Annotated in this window: 19 protein-coding genes and 1 other annotated feature; of the genes, 18 read left to right on the top strand and 1 reads right to left on the bottom strand. The window is 28.4% G+C overall.

The features are described from left to right. Positions 1–52: 52 nt before the first annotated feature. Positions 53–1357 (bottom strand): CapA family protein, encoded by a 1305-nt coding sequence (locus NWE74_RS07660; protein WP_258242627.1) that lies wholly within the window; start codon positions 1355–1357, stop codon positions 53–55. A gap of 132 nt (positions 1358–1489) precedes the next feature. On the opposite strand from NWE74_RS07660, the gene NWE74_RS07655 reads away from it, so the two are divergent. The 18 genes from NWE74_RS07655 to NWE74_RS07570 all read left to right on the top strand — a co-directional run bounded on the left by NWE74_RS07655 (position 1490) and on the right by NWE74_RS07570 (position 23532). Beyond that, positions 1490–1834: a YraN family protein gene (locus tag NWE74_RS07655; RefSeq protein WP_258242626.1), complete on the top strand. Its 345-nt coding sequence runs from the start codon at positions 1490–1492 to the stop codon at positions 1832–1834. A 10-nt stretch (positions 1835–1844) separates the two neighbouring features. Next, positions 1845–3392 carry a YifB family Mg chelatase-like AAA ATPase gene (locus NWE74_RS07650; RefSeq protein ID WP_258242625.1) on the top strand — a complete coding sequence of 516 codons (1548 nt, stop codon included), beginning with the start codon at positions 1845–1847 and terminating at the stop codon, positions 3390–3392. Between the two features lie 11 nt (positions 3393–3403). Continuing rightward, entirely contained in the window at positions 3404–4504 is a 1101-nt protein-coding gene (dprA, locus tag NWE74_RS07645) for a DNA-processing protein DprA (protein WP_258242624.1), read from the top strand. Positions 4505–4533: 29 nt separating this feature from the next. After that, the gene (gene topA, locus NWE74_RS07640; RefSeq protein WP_258242623.1) at positions 4534–6651 is read left to right on the top strand and encodes a type I DNA topoisomerase; all 2118 of its coding nucleotides are present in this window, start codon (positions 4534–4536) and stop codon (positions 6649–6651) included. 148 nt (positions 6652–6799) lie between these two features. Beyond that, positions 6800–7585, top strand: coding sequence for a GTP-sensing pleiotropic transcriptional regulator CodY (codY, locus tag NWE74_RS07635; protein WP_258242622.1), 786 nt, complete (start codon positions 6800–6802; stop codon positions 7583–7585). Between the two features lie 96 nt (positions 7586–7681). After that, positions 7682–8947, top strand: a complete 1266-nt coding sequence (locus NWE74_RS07630; protein ID WP_258242621.1) for a replication-associated recombination protein A — start codon at positions 7682–7684, stop codon at positions 8945–8947. 142 nt (positions 8948–9089) lie between these two features. Continuing rightward, entirely contained in the window at positions 9090–9860 is a 771-nt protein-coding gene (locus NWE74_RS07625; RefSeq protein WP_258242620.1) for a GNAT family N-acetyltransferase, read from the top strand. A 170-nt stretch (positions 9861–10030) separates the two neighbouring features. After that, positions 10031–10963 (top strand): ROK family protein, encoded by a 933-nt coding sequence (locus tag NWE74_RS07620; RefSeq protein ID WP_258242619.1) that lies wholly within the window; start codon positions 10031–10033, stop codon positions 10961–10963. A gap of 392 nt (positions 10964–11355) precedes the next feature. After that, complete coding sequence (locus tag NWE74_RS07615; protein WP_258242618.1) at positions 11356–11805, top strand: RrF2 family transcriptional regulator; 450 nt, start codon at positions 11356–11358, stop codon at positions 11803–11805. Between the two features lie 17 nt (positions 11806–11822). After that, a complete protein-coding gene (nifS, locus tag NWE74_RS07610) occupies positions 11823–13007 on the top strand; it encodes a cysteine desulfurase NifS (RefSeq protein WP_258242617.1) in 1185 nt (394 codons plus the stop codon). A 112-nt stretch (positions 13008–13119) separates the two neighbouring features. Beyond that, positions 13120–13569, top strand: coding sequence for a Fe-S cluster assembly scaffold protein NifU (nifU, locus tag NWE74_RS07605; protein WP_092725954.1), 450 nt, complete (start codon positions 13120–13122; stop codon positions 13567–13569). A gap of 178 nt (positions 13570–13747) precedes the next feature. Continuing rightward, a complete protein-coding gene (gene mnmA / locus NWE74_RS07600; RefSeq protein WP_258242616.1) occupies positions 13748–14824 on the top strand; it encodes a tRNA 2-thiouridine(34) synthase MnmA in 1077 nt (358 codons plus the stop codon). 152 nt (positions 14825–14976) lie between these two features. Continuing rightward, positions 14977–15196 (top strand) — a binding site (T-box leader). A gap of 79 nt (positions 15197–15275) precedes the next feature. Next, the gene (alaS, locus tag NWE74_RS07595; protein ID WP_258242615.1) at positions 15276–17921 is read left to right on the top strand and encodes an alanine--tRNA ligase; all 2646 of its coding nucleotides are present in this window, start codon (positions 15276–15278) and stop codon (positions 17919–17921) included. A gap of 24 nt (positions 17922–17945) precedes the next feature. Next, entirely contained in the window at positions 17946–18203 is a 258-nt protein-coding gene (locus tag NWE74_RS07590) for an IreB family regulatory phosphoprotein (RefSeq protein WP_092725949.1), read from the top strand. 9 nt (positions 18204–18212) lie between these two features. After that, positions 18213–20399, top strand: a complete 2187-nt coding sequence (locus NWE74_RS07585; RefSeq protein ID WP_258242614.1) for a hypothetical protein — start codon at positions 18213–18215, stop codon at positions 20397–20399. 99 nt (positions 20400–20498) lie between these two features. After that, positions 20499–22664 carry a hypothetical protein gene (locus tag NWE74_RS07580; RefSeq protein WP_258242613.1) on the top strand — a complete coding sequence of 722 codons (2166 nt, stop codon included), beginning with the start codon at positions 20499–20501 and terminating at the stop codon, positions 22662–22664. A gap of 94 nt (positions 22665–22758) precedes the next feature. Then, positions 22759–23184, top strand: a complete 426-nt coding sequence (gene ruvX, locus NWE74_RS07575) for a Holliday junction resolvase RuvX (protein ID WP_092725944.1) — start codon at positions 22759–22761, stop codon at positions 23182–23184. Positions 23185–23250: 66 nt separating this feature from the next. After that, positions 23251–23532 (top strand): DUF1292 domain-containing protein, encoded by a 282-nt coding sequence (locus NWE74_RS07570; RefSeq protein WP_258242612.1) that lies wholly within the window; start codon positions 23251–23253, stop codon positions 23530–23532. Positions 23533–23552 lie beyond the last annotated feature (20 nt).

Here is a 23552-nt window from a genome sequence, read left to right as displayed (position 1 = left end):
GATTAAAATCACTTCTTTTATTTTTATGTTACTTAACAACCAAATAAATTCATTAGTAAAATGAAATATATGGAAAATTTATTATATTTGATTGCTTAATTTGAGATTTAGTATTATTATATGATTGCTTAATTGAGCTAATTGGTAAATTAGGTATATGTTTTAATTGAGTCTTATTTTCTATAGGTATAATCTCATAAAACATTTTACCTAAATCTTGATATTTGTTAACCCAAGTAGGAATACACTCAGCCTTAGAGACAAAAGTTCTATTTTTTTGAGTATCCTTTGTTATCTCAATATTTACAATAAGACCATCCTCAGTATATGAAGACCCCATAAGTTCTTTTCTTTGATTTGAGATAAAATTACCCAGGGAATATATAACTAATGTATTAGTATCATTATTATAAGAGTTAATTAGTTCCATAGGTTGAACTACGTGAGGGTGAGATCCAATAATAATATCTACTCCATAATTGCAAAGCATTTGAGCTAAGGTTACTTGGAATTTATTAGGAGTTCGTTGGTATTCACTACCCCAGTGTAAAACTACTATCTGCAAATCGGTATTTTTGATGTTATCTAATTGTTTTTTTATAGTATTAAATGCACTATTTACATTAACCATATCAAATACATTCATTTTATCTTTTGATTTATTTGATACTTCAATTCCATTAACAGCTTTCGAATTATTACTAACATTGCCATAAGAGAAAGCTGTTATTCCTACATTTATTCCAGAAACATCTTTTATTATATAGTTTTTATCAGATATATTCTCAACAGTTCCTACTGTTTCTAATCCTTTTTCTTTACAAATTTTTAAAGTTCTTTCTAAACCTAAATCACCTTTATCAAAAGAATGATTATTTATAGTTGACACAATATCAATTCCGGCATTTTTAACGGCATCAACTAAAGTATCTGGTGAGTTAAATGTAGGGTATGAAGTATAAGGCATAGATGGGCCAGCCAAAGTAGTTTCTAAATTAGCAATAGCTAAGTCAGCATCATTTATGTAAGGTGCAACATATTTGAAGTTATTATTAAAATCATATGTATTTGTATTTACATCATATTGAGCTTCTAATTGGGGATTATGAGCCATAATATCTCCCATTACGCTTAAATTTATTTTTATAGGATCTTGAGAGCGTGAATTACTGCTTATTACTTTATTTTTTCTATCATTTTCATTAAAATTAGAAGTTTTAGTATCTATTTTAGAGATGTTTACTATTAAAAATATAAGAAATAAAAGTAATATAACTAGTAATGATATTAAAAGAATAAATAATCCTTTTGCTAGAGACTTGGACTTTTTTTTCTTACGCTTTGTGATTCTACTCATATATTTTCACCCCTTTCACTCTATATAAATATTAATATCAAAGTATAAAAATATCAATTATAAAAATAAATATTGTATATATCAATATACAGGGGTCAATACTCCAAAAAAAGTTAAAAATAGGTGATATATATGAATAATAAGGAAAAAGGTGATTTTGGCGAGGTAATTGCAAGGAAGTATTTAGAAGATAAAGGTATTCATATAATTGCATTAAACTATAGAATAAAAACTGGTGAAATAGATATTATAAGTAGTTTAGATGACGAAATTATATTTGTAGAAGTTAAGTCCAGAAATAATGTTAGATATGGATATCCAGCTGAAGCTGTTAATTATAAAAAAATAAAAAAGATACTAAATACAGCAAATTATTATATTTCACAAAATAATCTACATGACAAAAAAGTTAGATTTGATGTTATAGAAGTTTACTTAAATGAAAAAAAGATAAATCATGTAGAGAATGCTTTTTAGGGAGGAAGATATGCTAAGTGTTATTAACTCAAGTAATTTAATAGGGATAGAAAGTCATTTGATAAAAGTGGAAGTAGATATTGCAAATGGACTTCCTTGCTTTAATATAGTTGGTTTAGCTAGTACAGAAGTTAAAGAGTCTAGAGACAGGGTTAAGTCTGCCATAATAAATAGTGGATACAAATTCCCTAACTCTAGAATCATAGTAAATTTATCTCCAGCAGATATGAAAAAAGAAGGTTCTTTTTTTGATTTACCTATAGCGATAGGGATTTTAAGGGGATTAATAAAGAGAAATCAAAAATATTTAGATGAAAGTTTATTTGTAGGAGAATTATCTTTAGATGGTAATGTTAGAAAAGTAAAGGGAATTTTACCTATAGTAATTTCAGCTAAAAAGGATGGTTTAAAAAGAATATTTTTACCAATGGATAATATATTAGAAAGTTCATTTGTAGATGATATAGAATTAATACCTATAAAATCCTTAAAGGACTGTATTGATATATTAAACGAAAGTAAAGTAATTAAGTTAGATGAAATATTAAATAATAAAAAACACGATGATTATAATAAAGATTCAAAAAATAAAATATATGATGAAGACTTTGAAGATGTGAAAGGAAATTATTTTGTTAAAAGAGGTGCAGAAATTGCTGCAGCAGGAAATCATAACTTACTTATGATTGGTCCTCCAGGATCCGGAAAAACTATGATAGCTAAAAGAATTAGAACAATACTTCCACAGTTAGATAAAGAAGAAATGATAGAAGTTAGTAAAATATATAGTGCATCAGGACTTATATGTGAAAATGAAGGAATTATATATAAAAGGCCATTCAGATCTCCACATCATACATCTACTAGACAATCTTTAATAGGAGGTGGAGTAAATGCATCTCCGGGAGAAGTAGTTTTATCACATAATGGAGTTTTATTTTTAGATGAAATTGCAGAATTTGATAGACGTATTTTAGAAACTCTAAGACAGCCAATAGAAGATAAATATATAAATATATCTAGAGTAAGACAAAATATAAAATATCCGTGCAACATATTATTGATAGGTGCTATGAACCCATGTCCATGTGGATATTATATGTCTGAAAATGAATGTAATTGCAGAAGCTATGATATAGATAGATATAGAAATAAAATCTCAGGACCCCTTTTAGATAGATTTGACATATTTATAGAAGTGAACTCTGTATCGTATGATGAGCTAAATAATAAAAATAAATCAGAAAGTTCTAATTCTATCAGAGACAGAGTTCAAAAAGCTAGAGACATTCAAAATAATAGATTTAGAAATGAATCAATAAAGACTAATGATGAAATGAAATCATCTAAACTTTTAGATTATTGTAATTTAAATGAAGAAGCGTTAAATACTATAAAAATAATTTTAAATAAATATAAACTTAGTAATAGAAGTTATACAAAATTATTAAAGGTAGCAAGAACTATAGCAGACTTAGAAAATGAAGTCAGTATAGGCTCTAATCATATTATGGAAGCATTTTCGTTTAGAAAGGCTTATTATACTTATTTTAAATAAGGAGTTGAAAAATGAATAAAAGAGATGCATACTTATGGTTGAACTCAATAGAAGGAATTACTAATAAAAATATACAAATAATAAAAGAAAATATAAATAATATAGAAGATTTAATTGATTTAAGTAACAAAAAAATTTATGATTTAAAAAATATAAACTTGAAAATCAAACAAAATATAGTAAAATATAAAAGTCTAACTTTTTTAGATGAAATAAAAAATAATCTTAAAAAAGAAAATATAGAATATATATGTATTGAAGAAAAAGGTTATCCTAAAAATCTAAAATATATACATAATGCTCCGAGTATACTATTTTATAAAGGAGATATAAGTATAGTAAATAAAAATTTTAACTTAGCTATGGTAGGTTCGAGAAAAGCAACAACCTATGGAATAAATTGTGCAAAATCAATTGGAAAATCTCTTTCAAATTTAGGTATAAATATAATTAGTGGATTAGCTATAGGAATAGATTCTTATTCTCATATGAGCTGTATAGGAAGTCATGGCAAAACTATAGCAGTTTTAGGCTCACCTGTTAATAATATATTACCGAAAAAAAATATTTATTTAGCTAATAAAATCTTAGAAGACGGAGGACTTATATTATCTGATTACAATATGAATTCTAAAATATTTCCAAGTAATTATGCTAATAGAAATCGTATAATAAGTGGTATAAGTGATGGAGTAATTGTAGTTGAAGCTGCAAAAAAAAGTGGAGCTTTAATCACCGTTGATTTTGCATTGGAACAAGGTAAAAATGTGTTTGCAATACCAGGAAATATAAACTCTTTTATGAGTGAAGGATGCAACAAGATTATAAAAGAAGGTGCAATACTTATAAATAATATAGAGGATATTTTAAATGAATACGAAATATTTAATATAAAACAGGAAGAAAATTTAAAAAATTATGAAAATACTGGTTTAAATAAGGAAAGTATTCAAATAATAGATACTATAAAAAAACAAGGTGTCTTGCATATAGATGAAATTTGTGATAATACTAGAATGGAAATAAAATCTGTAAATGCAATATTAAGCGAATTAGTCTTAAAAGATGTATTAATAGAAATGAATAATAAAACGTACAGTTTAAATGTATAAATAACATAAGTAGTGGGGGTGTGTGGTTTATGGCCAAAACATTAGTCATCGTGGAATCGCCTGCGAAAGCTAAAACCATAGAAAAATTTTTAGGAAAAAGTCACTATACTGTAAAGGCTTCAGTAGGACATATTAGAGATTTACCTAAAAGTAAGTTAGGTGTAGATATAGAAAATAATTTCGAACCTCAATATATTAATATACGAGGAAAAGGCGATGTAATAAAAGAGTTAAAGAAAGAAGCTAAAAAGTCAAAAAAAGTTTATCTAGCAACTGACCCCGATAGAGAAGGGGAGGCTATTTCATGGCATTTAGCTCATATATTAAGTTTAGATGAAAGTGAAGACTGTAGGATAGAATTTAATGAGATAACAAAAGATGCTATTAAAAAGGCTATAAAAAGTCCTAGAAATATAGATATAAGCTTAGTAGATGCACAACAAGCTAGGAGAGTATTAGATAGATTATTAGGATATCAAATAAGTCCAATATTATGGCAAAAAGTAAGAAAAGGGCTTAGTGCAGGTAGAGTTCAGTCTGTAACTACAAAGCTAATATGTGATAGAGAGAAAGAAATAAAAGCATTCATTCCTAAGGAATATTGGACTATAGATTTAGAAGCAAAAACTAAGTCTGATGAAGATATAAGCTTAAAGTTTTACGGCAAAGGTAATGAAAAAATAGAAATAGAGAATGAGGAAACAGTAAATAAAATATTAAAGGATATAGATGATAAGAGTTTAGATGTAGTATCTATAGAATCTAAATCAAGAAGAAAGTCGGCTCCTAAACCATTTACAACAAGTATGTTGCAACAAGAAGCTGCAAATAAATTATCTTTTACAACTAAGAAAACTATGAGTGTAGCTCAAGAATTATATGAAGGTATTGATATAGATAAAGAAACAGTAGGTCTTATATCTTATATAAGAACTGACTCAAAAAGAATATCTGAAGAGGCTAAGGAAAAGGCTAAAGGATATATTTTAGATGAGATAGGAGAAAATTACTATAAAAATACCAACGATAAAAAAGAAAAAAAGGAAACTAAGAAAGTTCAAGATGCACATGAGGCTATTAGACCTACATATGTAGATAAAACACCTGATAGTATAAAGAGCTATTTAACCAGAGATCAGTATAAACTATATAATTTAATATGGAGAAGATTTGTTGCAAGTCAAATGGAGGATTCTGTATTTGATATTTTAAATCTTGAATGTAAAATAGGTGAGTATATATTTAAAGCTACAGGATCAAAGATGAAATTTGATGGATATACAAAAATATATAACTTTACGGATAGAGAAGACAGAATACTTCCTGCTATAAGTGAAGGAGATATTTTAGATATAAAGGATATACTACCGAATCAACACTTTACACAGCCGCCTGCAAGATTTACAGAGGCAAGTTTAGTTAAAACATTAGAAGAATTAGGTATAGGTAGGCCAAGTACTTATGCTCCAACTATTGCAACTATATTAAATAGAGAATATGTTGAAAAGCAAGGGACTAGTTTATGTCCTACAGAACTAGGAATAATAGTAACTGAAATCTTAGAGAATAACTTCCAAAAATTCATAGATGTTGATTTTACCGCTCAAATGGAAAACAAGTTAGATGAAATTGAAGAAGGAAGTATAGAATGGAAAGAAGTTGTCTCAGAAGCATATGAACCATTAAAAGAAGCAATAGAGATAGCTAAGGAAAGTATAGAAAAAATAAATATGGATGAAGAAACTGATGAAATCTGTGAAAACTGTGGAGAAAACATGGTTATTAAATATGGTAGATTTGGAAAATTCATGGCTTGTAAAAATTATCCAGAATGTAAAACTACTAAACCATTAGTTAACAAAATAGGTGTAAAATGCCCTAAGTGTCATGATGGAGATATAATACTTAGAAAGTCTAAAAGAGGTAAAGCCTTTTATGGATGCTCTAATTACCCAGAATGTGACTTTGTAGCATGGAATAAGCCTACAGGAGATACTTGTAAATATTGTGGATCATATATGATAGAAAAGGTAACAAAGAGTGACACAAAGATAATTTGCTCAGATAAAGAATGCCACAAACAGCATGGAAAAGATGATGAATTAGAGGCTAAAGATGAATCAGTGAAAGAAAATATCGAAAATTAGAAAAATAACAGATATTGTATTGAAAAAGGGGTAAAATTGTGATAAGATTGCAATTGCACAATTAGTACAATGTAGGGAAAATATTTAAATAGATAGATGTGAATATATAAGCTTAGAAGGCTAATTTACATGAGGAGATGAATTATAAATGGCAAGTGAAGTATTACAAAAAACGAGAAAGATAAATAAAACACTACAAACAAGTGGCGGAAGTAATGTATCTTTTGATTTATTAGCTGGATCATTAGGTGAAGTTTTAAATGCTAATACATACATATTAAGTTCTAAAGGGAAAGTATTAGGATTATATCTTCATGATGAAATGGACAGCTCAGTTGTTGTTGAGGAAAGTACAAAACAAAAGAAGTTTCCAGAAGAATATACTAAAAATATGTTGAAAATATCTGAAACTAAAGAAAATTTAACTGGAGATGATTTATTAAATTTATTCCCAGATGAGAAAGATAGAACTCATAAAAACACTACTATAGTACCTATATTAGGTAGTGGTCAAAGACTAGGAACTTTAGTTTTATCAAGATATGATGAACTTTTCACAGACGATGATTTAGTTATAGCTGAGTATAGTGCAACGGTAGTAGGTCTTGAAATATTAAGAGCAATAGGTGAAGAGTTAGAAGAAGAAATGAGAAGAAAAGCTGTAGTTCAAATGGCTATAGGAACTTTATCTTATTCTGAACTTGAGGCTGTAGAGCATATATTTGAAGAATTAGATGGAAAAGAAGGATTACTTGTTGCTAGTAAGATAGCTGATAGAGTTGGTATAACTAGATCTGTTATAGTAAATGCATTAAGGAAATTTGAAAGTGCTGGAGTTATAGAATCGAGATCTTTAGGCATGAAGGGTACACATATAAAGATACTTAACGATAAACTTATAGACGAATTAAATAAAATAAAAAACAATCATTAATAAAAGTTAATTTTTATAAAAAAGGTATCTATATCAATATAGATACCTTTTATTTCATTATTATGATTTTTTAGAATTTTTATAAGGAGTGATAAAATGCCTTTAGCTGATAAAATAAGACCAACAAATATAGATGAGGTAGTTGGACAAAGTCATATTATTGGGAATGATAAAATTTTAAATAGAATAATTAAATCATCTTTTTTACCTAATATGATATTTTTTGGACCTCCAGGTGTTGGAAAAACAACTATAGCAGAAATAATAGCTAAGGAGAGTAATAAAAGTTTTTATAAAATAAATGCAACAAATTCATCTTTAGATGATATTAAAAAAGTTATATCACAACTAGATACTATAAATAATATAGATGGGATATTATTGTATATAGATGAAATACAAAGCTTTAATAAAAAACAGCAGCAATCTATATTGGAGTTTATGGAAAATGGAAAAATAACCTTAATTGCAAGTACTACAGAGAACCCATATCACTATGTATATAAAGCTCTTTTAAGTAGATCAAGTGTATTTGAGTTTAAACCGATAAGTGATATAGAAATAACAAGGGGATTAAAACGAGCAGTAGAAATTTTAAAAGAAGATAGTTATATGGATATAAGTTATACAGAAGAAGGACTGATAGATATAGCTAGGATAAGCGATGGGGATATGAGAAAAGCTTTGAATACACTAGAAATGGTAGTTTATTCAACAAGACCTAATGTGAATAATATTGTAGATATTACATCGGAAAATGTAAAAAAAAATACATTTAATAAAATACTAAATTATGATAGAAAGGGAGATAGTCACTACGATATATTAAGTGCATTTCAAAAATCTATTAGGGGTAGCGATCCACAAGCTGCAATACATTATTTAGCAAGGCTTATAAAAGGAGAAGATTTAATAAGTATTTGTAGAAGACTTTTAGTCATAGCAAGTGAAGATATAGGACTAGCTTACCCAAATGCTATAGTTATTGTAAAAGCGTGTGTGGATAGCGCAATGCAAATTGGATTTCCTGAAGCTAAAATACCTTTAGCACAAGCAACTCTTCTTTTAGCAACATCACCAAAGTCTAACTCAGTGTATTTAGCGATATCAGATGCTTTAGATGAATTAGATAATGAATTTATTATGGATATACCTAACCATATAAAAGATGCACATTATAAAGGTGCTAAAGAGTTGGGTAGAGGTGTAGAGTATAAATATCCTCATGATTTTAAAAATAATTATATTAAACAACAATACCTACCAGATGGAATAAAAAATAGTGAGTACTATAAACCTCAGAATAATAAAACAGAACAAAATATAAAAAAATATTTGCAATATTTAAATGAAAGCAATTAAAATAATAAAAAAGATAATAAAAAAATATTCATAAATGACAGTAGATTATTAATAAAATATTATAAAACTTAAAATACACAATTTAAATTAGAATAATTGGCGTAGCGTTTAAATTTTGAATTTTATATCAGGGGGAAGTTTTATGATTGTAAAGCTAGATAGTAGCCATCACAATGATCTTATGAAGTATTTAAACAAAGAACCAGAATTTAATTTACTTATAATAGGTGATATAGAAAGGTATGGTTATGATAATTACTTTTTTAATATATGGGGGAATGTAAACAAAGATGGTAATATAGAAGGCGTATTGGTAAAATATTTTGAATTTCTAACATTTTATTCTTATGATACATTTGATGTAAGTAAATTTGCAAAATTTATAAATAGATTAAATTATAGTGAAATAAGTGGGAAAACATGGTGTATTGATGAGTTAGAGGGAAAACTTAATTTAAGCAAAAAGAGAACCGTTAATTTTTGCAAACTTGAGAACATGAATAATTTAGATGAGAATAGAAGTGAAATTAAAATAAAAAAAATAAGATTTGGAAATATAAATAAAGTGGCAAAGTTATATGAATCTATAGAAGAGTTTGATGTAACTAGTGTAGAAAATATCAAAAGTGGCTTGAAATCAGGAAGAGGATATTGTGTAGAAATTAACAGGAAAGTAGTGGCTATGGCCAAAAGTACATCTGAAAATCATACTCATGCAATGATTGTAGGTGTAGGGACTCATCCTAATTATAGAAATAATGGCTATGCTACTAAGTGCATAGTTAAAATATGTAAAGAATTGCTGAGTGAAAATAAAATACCTTGTTTATTTTACGATAATCAACAAGCTGGTAAGATATATAAAAAAATAGGATTTAAAGAGTTAGGAAAATGGACTATTTGCTATAGATGATTGCTAAATTCAACTAAAAAGAAATCACAAACTTAGGTTTGAGTCCTTTAATTTTTGTTTAAAACTTAGTGAAAAAAATATCTATATAAGGTATAATTTTATATGTTGTAGAAAACATTTTTTTAAAACAACATATCGATAAATAATTAGGGAAACTTTAGGAGGAGATTATGTACAAAATAGGAATAGATGTAGGTGGAATGAGTATAAAATCGGGAATCGTAAAAGATGGCGAAATAATTAGCAAACTGAGTAAAGAAACAAATTGTAAAGGTGGAGTTGAAGAATTATCTCAAGATATAGCTGATTTAGTTCAAGATATTTTATCTCAAAATAATATAGATATAAAATCTGTAAGTAACATAGGTATAGGCGTACCTGGTGTAGTTACAAATGATGGAGCTGTAACTTGTGTAAATTTAGGCTTAAAAAACTCTTTAATAGCCCCAATACTAGAAGAAAAGTTTAAAGGGACTAAAGTTTCGATAGGTAATGATGCTAATGTAGCAGCACTTGCTGAATTTTCGTATGGAAGTATGAGAGGTTATAAAAGTGGCGTTATGATAACACTAGGAACTGGAATAGGTGGAGGTATTGTTATAAATGGTAAACTTATAACGGGTGCTAATGGTATAGGTGCTGAAATCGGTCATATGATGTTATCTACAAATTATTTTGATTGCAATTGTGGTAATAATGGATGCTTCGAAACGTTTTGTTCAGCAACTGCCATAATAAAATATGCTCAAAAACTAGTTAAAGAAGGTAAAACAACAAAAATAATGGAATATGCAAAATACAATTCAAATAATATAACAGCTAAAATGGTATTTGACGCATATAGGGAAAAAGATAGTGTTGCAATTGAAGTTGTAGAGAGATTTAAAAAATACTTAGCTATGGGACTTGCTAATATAGTTAATTTCATAGATCCAGAGGTTATATCAATAGGTGGAGGTGTTTCTAATGCTAGTGATATAATGATAGATGGATTAACTGATAAAGTTAAAAAACATCTTCCATTTAAAGAAGGGAACATTGGAGAGATAGTAATTGCAAAATTTAAAAATGATGCAGGGATTTTAGGTGCATCGGCTCTTTAAGAAATAACTCTTTCTATTATCTAATAGAAAGAGTTATTTTTTACGCTTAAGGGCATTATAATACATCAAAAACTATGGATAAGTTATGAAGTATAGTAATATTAACACCTTTGTGAAAGTAAAAAATGACATTTTTGAGCAACGGACGAAGTCGTTGGGGACATGAGCGAAGCGAATATTTTATGTTTAAGAGTCGTCTAAATTGGTATAAATAAAATAAAATTAAGTATAATAAGTCTGTGAAAAATAAGTAAAATATCTATGAATTTAAAACCTAGTAAAATAGTATGGATTTAATGTTGACAAAATTAGTAGGATATCATAAAATGATATTGAAGATAATTCCTACTAATTTAGTAAGGATTAGATTTCAAAGTAAAGGGTGATAAAATATGAAACTATCGACTAAAGGTAGGTATGGACTTAAAGCTATGTTTGAATTGTCATTAAATCAAGAAAATGGTCCTGTACCCTTAAAATATATTGCTAAAAAGCAAAGTATCTCTGACCAATATTTAGAACAAATATTTTCGTCTTTGAAAAAATCTGGACTAGTTAAAAGTGTAAGAGGTGCTCAAGGAGGGTATCTATTAGCTAAAGAACCTAAAGATATTACTGTAGGTGATATACTAGTAGTTTTAGAAGGTCCAGTGTCTTTATCAGATTGTGTATTAGATGAAGATATATGTGAAAATTCAGACGTATGTGTAACGAAAGTAGTTTGGGAAAGAATGAAAAAGGGAATAGAGGATGTAATACACTCTATTACTCTTCAAGATATGATAAATGACTACAATAAAAACAAACTAGAAAATGATATAACAAATTTAATTATAAAGTAGATAGGGAGACGATAGAAATGGAAAAAAGAAGATTATATATGGATTATTCTGCGACAACTCCTGTTAAAAAAGAAGTATTAGATGCAATGATGCCATATTTAACAGATTATTTTGGAAATGCATCTAGTTTTCATACATTCGGAAGAGAAGCAAAAAATGCTTTAGATAAAGCTAGAGAACAAGTAGCAAATCTTGTAAATGCTAAACCAAGTGAAATATATTTCACAGCAGGTGGAACAGAAAGTGATAACTGGGCGTTAGAAGGAGTTGCTTTTGCGCATAGAGAAAAAGGAAATCATATAATAACATCAAAAATAGAACATCATGGTATACTTCATACATGTGAATATTTAGAAAAGCACCATGGATTTGAAGTAACTTATTTAGATGTTGATAGTGAAGGTAAAGTTAGTTTAGAACAACTAGAAAGTGCTATAAAAGATAATACAATATTGATAAGTATAATGTTTGCAAATAATGAAATAGGTACGGTACAACCTATAGCAGAAATAGCTAAAATAGCTAAAAAGCATAAGGTATTATTCCATACTGATGCAGTTCAAGCTGCTGGAAATATTCCTATAGATGTTAAAGAATTAGATGTAGATTTAATGAGTATGTCTTCTCATAAAATATATGGACCTAAAGGAATAGGGGCTTTATATATAAAAACAGGAACAAAATTACACACATTTGTACATGGTGGGGCTCAAGAAAGAAGAAGAAGAGCAGGAACTGAAAATATACCATCAATAGTAGGATATGGAAAAGCTGCTGAAATAGCAAAATCGAATATGGAAAATCATGTTAAGAACCTTACTGAGTTAAGAGCAAAATTAATAAATCAAATATTAGAAAAAATACCTTATACAAGAGTGAATGGTAGCTTAGATGATAGATTACCAGGTAATGTTAACTTCTCATTTGAATTTATAGAAGGAGAAGGAATATTATTAATGCTAGATATGCTAGGTATAGCTGCATCTAGTGGTTCTGCCTGTACATCAGGATCTTTAGATCCATCTCATGTTTTAATGGCTATAGGCTTACCACATGAGATAGCTCACGGATCTCTTAGACTTACAATAGGCGATTTCACAACTGAAGATGATATAGATTATATAATAGAACATTTACCAGGGGTTATAGAAAGACTAAGAAGTATGTCTCCATTATATGACCAAGCTATGAAAAATAAATAAAAAAATGATTAAGGTATATACAATTTAGGTATATATTAATCAAGAAGTAAATTGAAATTAATACACGTTTAATATAGATTAAATAGCAAGAATATTTAAGGAGGATTAGGTTATGCAATACAGTGATAAAGTTATGGAACATTTCATGAATCCAAGAAATGTTGGGGAAATAGATAATGCTAGTGGAATTGGAGAAGTAGGAAATGCTAAATGTGGAGATATAATGAGAATATATCTTGATATAGAAAATGAAATAATAAAAGATGTTAAATTCAAAACATTTGGATGTGGATCAGCTATAGCAAGTTCTTCAATGGCTACAGAAATGGTTAAAGGAAAAACTATACATGAAGCATTAGAAGTAACTAATAAAGCAGTTGCAGAAGCTTTAGATGGATTACCACCAGTTAAAATGCACTGTTCAGTTCTAGCTGAGCAAGCAATAAAAGCAGCATTAATAGATTATGCTAAAAAGAACAATATTCATATACCAGAATTAGATGGTGTAGTTATAGATGATGATCATGATCATCACCATGATATAGAGGAAGAAGAAGCTTAAGAATGATTAAGTGGTTAGAATATCCCTTTTGAGTATATACTCAAAAGGGATATTCTGTTATTATAAAGCTAAAAATAATATAAAAATAATTACTAATTTTAAAATGATTTTAAGTTTATACTTTTAAAAATAATGTAAAATATATATAATATTAGAATATAAAGAACGAGGTGATGACATGAAAAAAAGAGTAATGATCGGTATGAGTGGTGGAGTAGATAGTTCTGTTGCAGCATATTTACTAAAAGAACAAGGATATGATGTAATAGGTGTCACTATGAAGCTTTGGCAAGATGATGATGATGAGTTAATAGAGAACGAAGGTGGATGTTGCTCATTAGCAGCTGTAGAAGACGCAAGAAAAGTTGCAGATAGAATAGGCATACCTTTTTATGTACTAAATTTCAGCGAAGTATTTAAAGAAAAGGTAATAGAACCTTTTATAGATGAATATTTAAATGGAAGGACTCCAAACCCATGTATAGCTTGTAATAAACATATAAAGTTTAATGATTTCTTCAATAAAGCACGTCAAATAGGATGTGACTATGTGGCAACAGGGCACTACGCTAAGATAGAAAAGGATGAAGAAACAGGAAGATATTTATTAAAAAAATCAGTTACAGATAAAAAAGATCAAACTTATGCACTGTATAATTTAATTCAAGATCAATTAGAGCATACACTACTTCCAATAGGTGACTATGAAAAAGAAAGAGTAAGAGAGATTGCTAAAGAAATAGGAATAGATGTACACAATAAACCAGATAGTCAAGAGATATGTTTCGTAAAAGACAATGATTATGCTGGATATGTAAAAAAACACTCTAAAAAGAGAATTGAAGAAGGTTATTTTGTAGATACTAAAGGCAATGTATTAGGAAAGCATAAAGGTATAGTAAATTACACAATAGGTCAAAGAAAAGGCCTAGGAATAGCATTTGGGAAACCTATGTTTGTAGTTGATATAAATGCTAAGAAAAATACTGTTGTTTTAGGTGATAATGAAAATTTATTTAATAAAGTAGTTATAGCTAAAGATGTTAACTTTATTCCATTTGATGAAATAAACGGACCAATAAAAGTACAAGCTAAAATAAGATATTCAGCTAAGCCATCTCCAGCTATTGTATATAAAATTGATGAAAATAAAATAAAGATAGTATTTGATGAACCTCAAAGAGCTATAACAAAAGGTCAGTCTGTTGTTATGTATGATGGAGACATCGTAGTAGGTGGAGGAATAATTTGCTAATTAAATAAAAATCATAATTTTAAAATACAAATAAACTATATTTTACCTTTAAATTTAAAACAAAGTTTAAAATCTATGTAATTATGGTATTGATTAATTATATAAAATTTAGTAATATAACATATATAACTTAAGTAAAAATAAAATTAACTTTAAATACAATGATAAGAAGTAGTAAATTATTTGATGTCTTACAGAGAGAGGGAACAGGTGGAAGCCCTTAGAATAAAATAGTTGAAGCAGTCTTTGAGTATCAATTTTGAAATAATAGTATGGATTGACGGTAGTTACGTTATAGCTAAGGTTTTCCGAAGATATCATGTTTTTCATGATAATTAGGGTGGTACCGCGAATATAATCCTCGCCCCTATAAGTTTTTTATAGGCGCGGGGTTTTTTAATATAATTTTATTAAAAAATAAAAGAATTGAACATTTAGGAGGAATTTAAAAATGCAACAAATGGGATTAAACGAAATAAGAAGTAAATTTCTGAAGTTTTTTGAATCTAAAGAACATTACGTAAAAGAAAGTGCTTCTTTAGTACCACACAATGACAAAAGTTTATTACTTATAAACTCAGGAATGGCACCACTTAAAAATTATTTTGCAGGTGTTGAAGTACCACCAAGTAAAAGAATGACTACATGCCAAAAATGTATAAGAACTGGAGATATTGAAAATGTAGGAAAGACAGCTAGACATGGTACTTTCTTTGAAATGTTAGGGAACTTCTCATTTGGAGATTACTTTAAAAGAGAATCTATAAGATGGGGATGGGAATTTATTACAGAACATTTAAACATACCACAAGATAAAATATGGGTAACAGTATATGAAGAAGATGACGATTCATATGATTTATGGGCAAAAGAAATGGGATTCCCAGAAGAAAGATTAGTTAGACTAGGTAAAGATGATAACTTCTGGGAAATAGGAATAGGACCTTGTGGACCATGTTCTGAAATACATTTTGATAGAGGTCCTGAATACGGATGTGATAATCCAGACTGTAAGCCAGGATGCGATTGTGATAGATACTTAGAATTCTGGAACCATGTATTTACTCAGTTTAATAGAGACGAAGAGGGTAACTATGGTCAATTAGAACATAAGAATATAGATACAGGTATGGGACTTGAAAGAATAGCTTGTATAATGCAGGGTGTAGATACTATATTCGATGTAGATACTATAAGACATATATTAAGCACTGTTGAAAAAATGGCAGGCGTTGAATATGGAAAAGACAGCAAAACGGATGTATCAATAAGAATAATAACAGACCACATAAGAGCTGTAAGTTTCTTAGTAGCAGATGGAGTACTTCCATCAAATGAAGGTAGAGGATATGTTCTTAGAAGATTATTAAGAAGAGCTGCAAGACATGGAAAATTATTAGGAATAAAAGAAAACTTCTTATATAAATTAGTTGATGAAGTTATAAAAGTAAGTGGAGAAGCTTACCCAGAATTAGTTGAAAAAGAAAGTTATATCAAAAAAGTTATAAGAATAGAAGAAGAAAAGTTTAATGAAACAATAGAGCAAGGTATGGATATACTTGCAGGATATATAAAAGAGTTGAAATTAAATGGAGAAACTACTTTAAGTGGAGAAAATGCATTTAAATTATACGATACTTATGGATTCCCTATAGATTTAACTAAGGAAATTTTAGAAGAAGAAAACTTATCTTTAAATGAAGAATCTTTCAATGAAGAAATGGATAAGCAAAGAGAAAGAGCTAGAAGTGCCAGAGGAAATATGGATGGTGAAAGTTGGAAAGAAGATCCACTATCAAAGCTAGATGAATCAGTAGCTAGTGAATTTGATGGATATAAAGAGTTAAATGCATCTGGAATAGTAAAAGCTATTGTTAAAGATAATGAAATAGTTGAATCTGCAGAGGCAGGAGAAAAAGTTGTTCTAGTTTTAGATAAAACAACGTTCTATCCAGAAGGAGGAGGTCAAGCAGGAGATTGCGGACTTCTTACAAATGAAGCAGAAGATATAGAAATAGAAGTAATAGATACTAAAAAAGGTGCAAATAATACTATAAAACACATAGGTGTTATAAAGAGTGGAAAAGTTAACACTGGAGAAAAATTAAATACTTCAGTTAATAAAGAGGTAAGAATGGCATCAGCTAGAAATCATAGTGCAACTCATATACTTCATAGAGTATTAAAAGATGTATTAGGAGATCATGTTAATCAAGCAGGCTCTCTTGTTACTCCAGAAAGATTAAGATTTGACGTTACACACTTTGAAGCTATAACAAAAGATGAATTAAAGCTTATAGAAGAAAAAGTAAATGACGCAATACTTGCATCTTTAGAAATAAACTCTGAAAATATGAATATAAATGATGCTAGAGAAAAAGGAGCTATGGCTCTATTTGGCGAAAAGTATGGTAATGAAGTAAGAGTTGTCTCTATGGGAGACTTCTCTATAGAACTTTGTGGTGGAACTCACTTAACTAATACCTCTCAAATAGGTATGTTTAAAATATTATCTGAAGGTGGAGTAGCAGCTGGAGTAAGAAGAATAGAAGCAATAACAGGAAAAGCTGTATATAACTACTTAAATGAAAGAGAAGCTTTAATATCTAATGTATCTTTAAGTTTAAAAACAAAAGAAGACAGTTTAGTTCAAAGAGTAGTATCTTTATTAGAAGAAAATAAAAACTTAGGTAAGGAACTACACGAATTAAAAACACAAATGAGTTTACAATCAATAGAATCTGTTTTAGACTCTAAGGAAGATGTAAATGGAGTTAATGTTGTTTGTGCTAAATTTGAAGGCATGGATATGAATACATTAAAAGAAGTAGCAGATAAGTTAAGAGATAAATTAGCTTCAGGAGTAGTAGTTTTAGGTAATGTAGCTGATGATAAATTAAACTTTGTAGTTACAGCTTCGCAAGATGTTTTAGCTAAAGGAATACACTCAGGTAATATAGTTAAGGAAGTTGCAATGATAGCTGGTGGAAAAGGTGGAGGAAGACCTAATATGGCTCAAGCTGGAGCACCAGAAGTATCAAAAATTAATGATGCATTAAATCATGCAAAAGAGGTTGTTAAATCACAAGTAAAATAATTAATTACTTAAGGGGGTTTTAACATGGATAAAGATTTAGATTATACAATGAAATTTGAAGGCGCTTTAGCTGATAAAATGAGCGTTTCAGAAAGCATTGATTTCGTATATGAGGCATTACTTGAAAAAGGATATAACCCAATAAATCAAATTATTGGGTACCTTCTTTCAGGAGATTCTAGTTATATAACTGGATACAAAAACGCTAGAAATGTAATAAAGAAATTTGAAAGAGATGAAATACTAGAAGAAGTAATAACACATTATTTAAAAAGAAAGTAGGTCAATCTTATGAAAAAGAAGATTGTATCATTATTATTAGTACTAATGGTAGTCCTAGTTTCTGTTCCTAAATATAGCTTTGCCGATGAAAAAGGCAAAGTTATATTTATTAATATGAATAGAACTAATTTAGTAAGTATGTTGCATATACAAGATCTTGATAAAGAAGTTCAAGAACGTGGATATGTAGGTCTTATGAATATAAGAGGAGACAAAGGTACTGATGATAGAAGGTCATATGCTAGTATGGGTGCAGGTGGAAGAGCAAATGTTTCAACTGAGCAAAATATAAACTTTCAGGCTGCTGATAAAGATAGCGCAAAATTATTTGAAGCTGCAACTGGAAAAAAAGCTAAAGCAATAAATGATCTAACAGTAAATAAATCAATAAATGAAAATATTGAAAAAGGCCAATATGGTTCAATATTAGGATCTCTAGGACAAACTTTATCTGAAAATGGATTTAAAACTGCAGTTTTAGGAAATAGTGACATTGTAGAAAATGGAGAACTTGTAAAAAATAGAAATATAGGATTAGTTGCAATGGACCATAATGGTAGAATTGATGCTGGAAATGTTGATGATATAAACATAAAAGACTTTACTATGCCATATGGGATAAGAACTGACTATGATAAATTAATAAATGAAACTAAAAAATACTATAAAGAAAATGATGTTTTATTTGTAGATTTAGGAGATACATATAGGTTAGACAATTATAGACTAAATCTTAATGAAAAAACTTATTCTAAAATGAAACATTCAATAGGTAAAAATATAGATAAATACTTAAAAGAAGTATTTGATATGGTAGGAGAAAAGGATACTGTTTATATAAGCAGTGCATTTCCTAGTGATTTAGACTATAAAAACAAAAGAAGACTTTCTCCAATAATTAAATTTAGTGGAGAAGGTAAAGGTATATTAAGTTCAGCTACAACAAGAAGAGAAGGCATAGTTGCAAATTTAGATGTTGGAGTTGATATACTAAACGAATTTGGATTAAAAAATGAAACTATGGTAGGTAGAACATATAATCTTGTAGAAAAAGAAGATAATGTTAAATACGTACTAGATGAATTTGAAAAAATAGTTTCAATATCAAATATAAGAGCGACTGTAGTCAATGGTTTTGTGGGTGTAATTTCAGCATCATGGGTAATAGCTATGATTTTAATATTACTTAGAAACTATTTACCTCACAAAGAAAAAGTATTTATAATTTTAAAAGAATTTATAAAGCTTGGCATTATAATGCCACTATCGTTTTTACTAGCTCCTTTATTTAACTTTAAGCAACCTATGACTATAACAGCAGGTATATTATTTACAACCTTAGTTCTCTATATATTAGGTCGAGCACTATTTAAAGATGATGATATAAAACAAATGGGATTCTTTGCTTTTATAACTATAGGAGTTATAACTATAGATTCTGCATTTGGGACATTTTTAATGCAAAATAATATAATGAGTTATGATGCTATAATAGGTGCAAGGTATTATGGTGTAGGAAATGAGTATGAAGGTGTCACTATAGCTTGTGCTGTATTTGCTTTAGCCGTTTTACTAAATTATAAGAAGATACCAAAATGGTTAGTAGTAGTTTTATCTATAGTAATATTAATAACAAGTGCATACCCTTCTATGGGGGCAAATGTTGGAGGTGCTATATCTGAATGTGTAGCATATTTATTATTTATATTACTTATATATGATATGAAACTTGATTTTAAAAAGGTAATATTATTAGGTTTTGCAGCCGTAGCTGTTGTAGCTATATTTGCATTTTTAGATATAGTATCAGGTAGTGAATCTCATTTAGGTATGTTTGTTCAACAAATATTATTAAATGGGCCTATGACTGTAATTCAAACATTTACAAGAAAAATACAAATGAATATAAAATTAGCACAAACTAGTGTATGGGTTAATATATTACTTGCAGGTATAGCTATAATTGCAGTATTTATATTTAGGCCGTCAAAGCACTTCAGGGATATAGCTAAAAAATATCCAGCATTATTCAAAGGGTTTGTAGCATCTATGGTAGGTTGCATAGTAACATTACTAGTAAATGATTCTGGTATAGTAGCTGCATCAACTGCATCGATATACATACTTATACCAGTAATAATAATAAGTATAAATATGATAATATTTGGAGACATAAATCAAGAAAAATTAAAATAAAAATAAAAAATTGGTCAGGAGAATATCCTGACTAATTTAGTTAATTATAATATAAAAAATATATTAACACATTATTTAAAAAGAAAGTAGGCCAATCTTATGAAAAGAAAGATTGTATCATTATTATTAGCATTAATGATAGTTCTAATTTCGATTCCAAGATATAGTTTTGCTGATAAAAATGGTAAAGTTATATTTATTAATATGAACAGAACTAACTTAGCAAGTATGTTGCATATAAAATCTCTAGAAAAAGAAGTTCAAAATAGAGGTTATGTGGGTCTTATGAATATAAGAGGTGACAAAGGCACAGATGATAGAAGATCCTATGCAAGTATGGGTGCAGGTAGAAGGGCTAATGTATCAACAGAACAAAATATAAACTTTCAATCTGTAGACAATGATAGCGCAAAGTTATTTGAAACTGCAACAGGTCAAAAATCTAAGTCAATAAATGACTTAACAATAAACAAGTCGATAAATGAAAATATTGAAAACGGACAATATGGATCAACATTAGGTTCACTAGGACAAACCTTATCTGAAAATGGACTTAAGACAGCTGTTTTAGGCAATAGCGATATTGTAGAAAATGGAGAGCTTATAAAAAATAGAAATATCGGATTAGTCGCAATGGATCAATATGGTAGAATTGATTCTGGAAATATTGAAAATATAAATGTAAAAGATAATACTATGCCATATGGTATAAGAACAGACTATAATAAGTTAATAAAAGAAACTAAAAAATATTATGAAGAAAATGATGCTTTATTTGTGGATTTAGGAGATACATATAGATTAGACAATTATAGATTAAATCTTAATGAAAAAACTTACTCTAATATGAAGTCTAAAATAGGTAACAATATAGATAAATACTTAAAAGAAGTATTTAATATGATAGATGAAAATGATACTGTTTATATAAGTAGTGCATTTCCTAGTGATTTAGATTATAAAAATAAAAGAAGGCTTTCTCCAATAATCAAGTTTAATGGTGATGGTAAAGGTGTATTAAGTTCAGCAACAACAAGAAGAGAAGGTATAGTTGCAAACTTAGATGTAGGTGCTGATATATTAAATACATTTGGTTTTGAAAATGATGAGATGGTTGGAAAAGAATACAATTTAATAAAAAAAGATGGTAATATTAAATTTGTATTGGATGAATATGAAAAAATAGTATCCGTGTCTAAGATTAGACCCAATGTAGTAAATACTTTTGTAAGTATTGTATCAGCTTCCTGGGTAATAGCTATGGTTATACTTTTATTTAAAGATCGTGTAAAGTATAAAGAAAAAGTATTTAAAGTATTAAAAGAGTTTATAAAATTAGGTTTTATACTTCCCATATCATTTTTTATAGCACCTATTTTCAATTTTAAAACGCCAGAGACTATAGTTTTTGGAATAGTATTAACTACTTTAATACTATATATTATTGGGATAAAGCTATTTAAGAATGACTTAAAGCATATGGGATATTTTGCTGTTATTAGTGTATTAGCTATAGTAATAGACTCAATTTTAGGTTCATATTTAATGAAAAATAGCATAATGAGTTATGATGCTATAATAGGTGCAAGATATTATGGAATGGGAAATGAGTATCAAGGTATTGTTATAGGAAGTTCTATATTTGGAATAGCAGTATTACTTCACTATAATAAAATTTCTAAGTGGTTAGCAGCTATTTCATGTTTCGTTATATTGATAACTACGGCATCTCCTACAATGGGAGCTAATGTTGGAGCTGCAATCTCAGAGTGCATGGCATTTTTATTATTAGTATTACTAGTTTTTGATGTTAAATTAGATTTCAAGAAAATAATACTCATAGGCTTAGCAGGTGTTGGAATAGTATTTGCATTTGCAGTAATAGATATAATATCAGGTAGTGAGTCTCATTTATCAGGCTTTGTAAATCAGATATTATTAGATGGACCAAGTGCTATAATTCAAACATTTAGCAGAAAAATACAAATGAATATAAAACTAGCTCAAAGTAGCGCTTGGGTTAATATATTGCTTGCAGGAATAGCTATAATTGCAATATTTATATTCAAGCCATCAAAGCACTTTAGAAATATAGCTAATAAATATCCATTTATATTTAAAGGCTTTATAGCTTGTATAGTAGGGTGCTTTATTACATTACTAGTAAATGATTCTGGTATAGTTGCAGCAGCTACTACTTCAATATATATTCTTATACCACTTTTAATAATAAGTATAAATATGATAATATTTAACGAAAAATAATAATAAAATAAAAAATTTAATTAGAAGAATATACTAGATAATTTAGTTAATTATAATATATAAGATGTGGCAACACATTATTAAGGAGAAAATCATGTTAGATGGAAGAATAATGGGACTTGATGTTGGAGATAAAACTATAGGAGTTGCAGTTAGTGACTTAATGGGTCTTACAGCTCAAGGAATAACAACTGTAAAAAGAGTAGGCAAGAAAAAAGATATAGAAGCACTAAAAGAAATAATAAAAGAAAGACAAGTAAACAAAATAGTTTCAGGATTGCCAAAAAATATGAATGGAACATTAGGGCCTCAAGGAGAAAAGGTCATAAAGTTCTGTGAATTATTAGAACAAGAAACTGGAATAAAAATTGAATATTGGGATGAAAGATTATCAACAGTTGCAGCTGAAAGAACTTTGATTCAAGGCAATGTGAGAAGAGAAAATAGAAAAAGTGTTATAGATATGGTTGCAGCAGTTATAATTTTACAAGGTTATTTAGATAGACAAAGAAATTTTTAAAAAAACTATAAAATTATTAATTTATGATATATAATATATATAAATAAAAAAATAGAGGTGACGCACATGCAAGAAAATATAATCAACTTAATAGACGAAAATGGTGTGGAAAGCGCATTTGAAATAATATTAACACTAGAAGCAGAAGGAAAAGAATATGCTATATTAGTTCCAGTAGAGGAAGAGGAAGAAGAAGCAGAAGAGGCTTTAATATTCAGAATAGACCAAGATGAAGAAGGAGAAATATTAGTTCCTTTAGAAGATGATGAAGAATATCAAATAGTTGTAGATGTATACAATACATTAATGGAAGAAGAAGGATTAAACTTCGACGAAGACGAACAATAAGAAAAAAACTACCTATTTAT

The sequence above is a fragment of the Romboutsia lituseburensis genome (assembly GCF_024723825.1).
Classification (GTDB): Bacteria; Bacillota; Clostridia; order Peptostreptococcales; family Peptostreptococcaceae; genus Romboutsia_F; species Romboutsia_F lituseburensis_A.
Note: the sequence above shows the minus strand (reverse complement) of the source record. Positions and strands in the feature narration are given on the sequence as shown.

Coding starts and splice junctions, on each gene's coding strand:
- NWE74_RS07660 (WP_258242627.1), bottom strand. CDS start 1,357: ATGAGTAGAATCACAAAGCGTAAGAAAAAAAAGTCCAAGTCTCTAGCA.
- NWE74_RS07655 (WP_258242626.1), top strand. CDS start 1,490: ATGAATAATAAGGAAAAAGGTGATTTTGGCGAGGTAATTGCAAGGAAG.
- NWE74_RS07650 (WP_258242625.1), top strand. CDS start 1,845: ATGCTAAGTGTTATTAACTCAAGTAATTTAATAGGGATAGAAAGTCAT.
- dprA (WP_258242624.1), top strand. CDS start 3,404: ATGAATAAAAGAGATGCATACTTATGGTTGAACTCAATAGAAGGAATT.
- topA (WP_258242623.1), top strand. CDS start 4,534: ATGGCCAAAACATTAGTCATCGTGGAATCGCCTGCGAAAGCTAAAACC.
- codY (WP_258242622.1), top strand. CDS start 6,800: ATGGCAAGTGAAGTATTACAAAAAACGAGAAAGATAAATAAAACACTA.
- NWE74_RS07630 (WP_258242621.1), top strand. CDS start 7,682: ATGCCTTTAGCTGATAAAATAAGACCAACAAATATAGATGAGGTAGTT.
- NWE74_RS07625 (WP_258242620.1), top strand. CDS start 9,090: ATGATTGTAAAGCTAGATAGTAGCCATCACAATGATCTTATGAAGTAT.
- NWE74_RS07620 (WP_258242619.1), top strand. CDS start 10,031: ATGTACAAAATAGGAATAGATGTAGGTGGAATGAGTATAAAATCGGGA.
- NWE74_RS07615 (WP_258242618.1), top strand. CDS start 11,356: ATGAAACTATCGACTAAAGGTAGGTATGGACTTAAAGCTATGTTTGAA.
- nifS (WP_258242617.1), top strand. CDS start 11,823: ATGGAAAAAAGAAGATTATATATGGATTATTCTGCGACAACTCCTGTT.
- nifU (WP_092725954.1), top strand. CDS start 13,120: ATGCAATACAGTGATAAAGTTATGGAACATTTCATGAATCCAAGAAAT.
- mnmA (WP_258242616.1), top strand. CDS start 13,748: ATGAAAAAAAGAGTAATGATCGGTATGAGTGGTGGAGTAGATAGTTCT.
- alaS (WP_258242615.1), top strand. CDS start 15,276: ATGCAACAAATGGGATTAAACGAAATAAGAAGTAAATTTCTGAAGTTT.
- NWE74_RS07590 (WP_092725949.1), top strand. CDS start 17,946: ATGGATAAAGATTTAGATTATACAATGAAATTTGAAGGCGCTTTAGCT.
- NWE74_RS07585 (WP_258242614.1), top strand. CDS start 18,213: ATGAAAAAGAAGATTGTATCATTATTATTAGTACTAATGGTAGTCCTA.
- NWE74_RS07580 (WP_258242613.1), top strand. CDS start 20,499: ATGAAAAGAAAGATTGTATCATTATTATTAGCATTAATGATAGTTCTA.
- ruvX (WP_092725944.1), top strand. CDS start 22,759: ATGTTAGATGGAAGAATAATGGGACTTGATGTTGGAGATAAAACTATA.
- NWE74_RS07570 (WP_258242612.1), top strand. CDS start 23,251: ATGCAAGAAAATATAATCAACTTAATAGACGAAAATGGTGTGGAAAGC.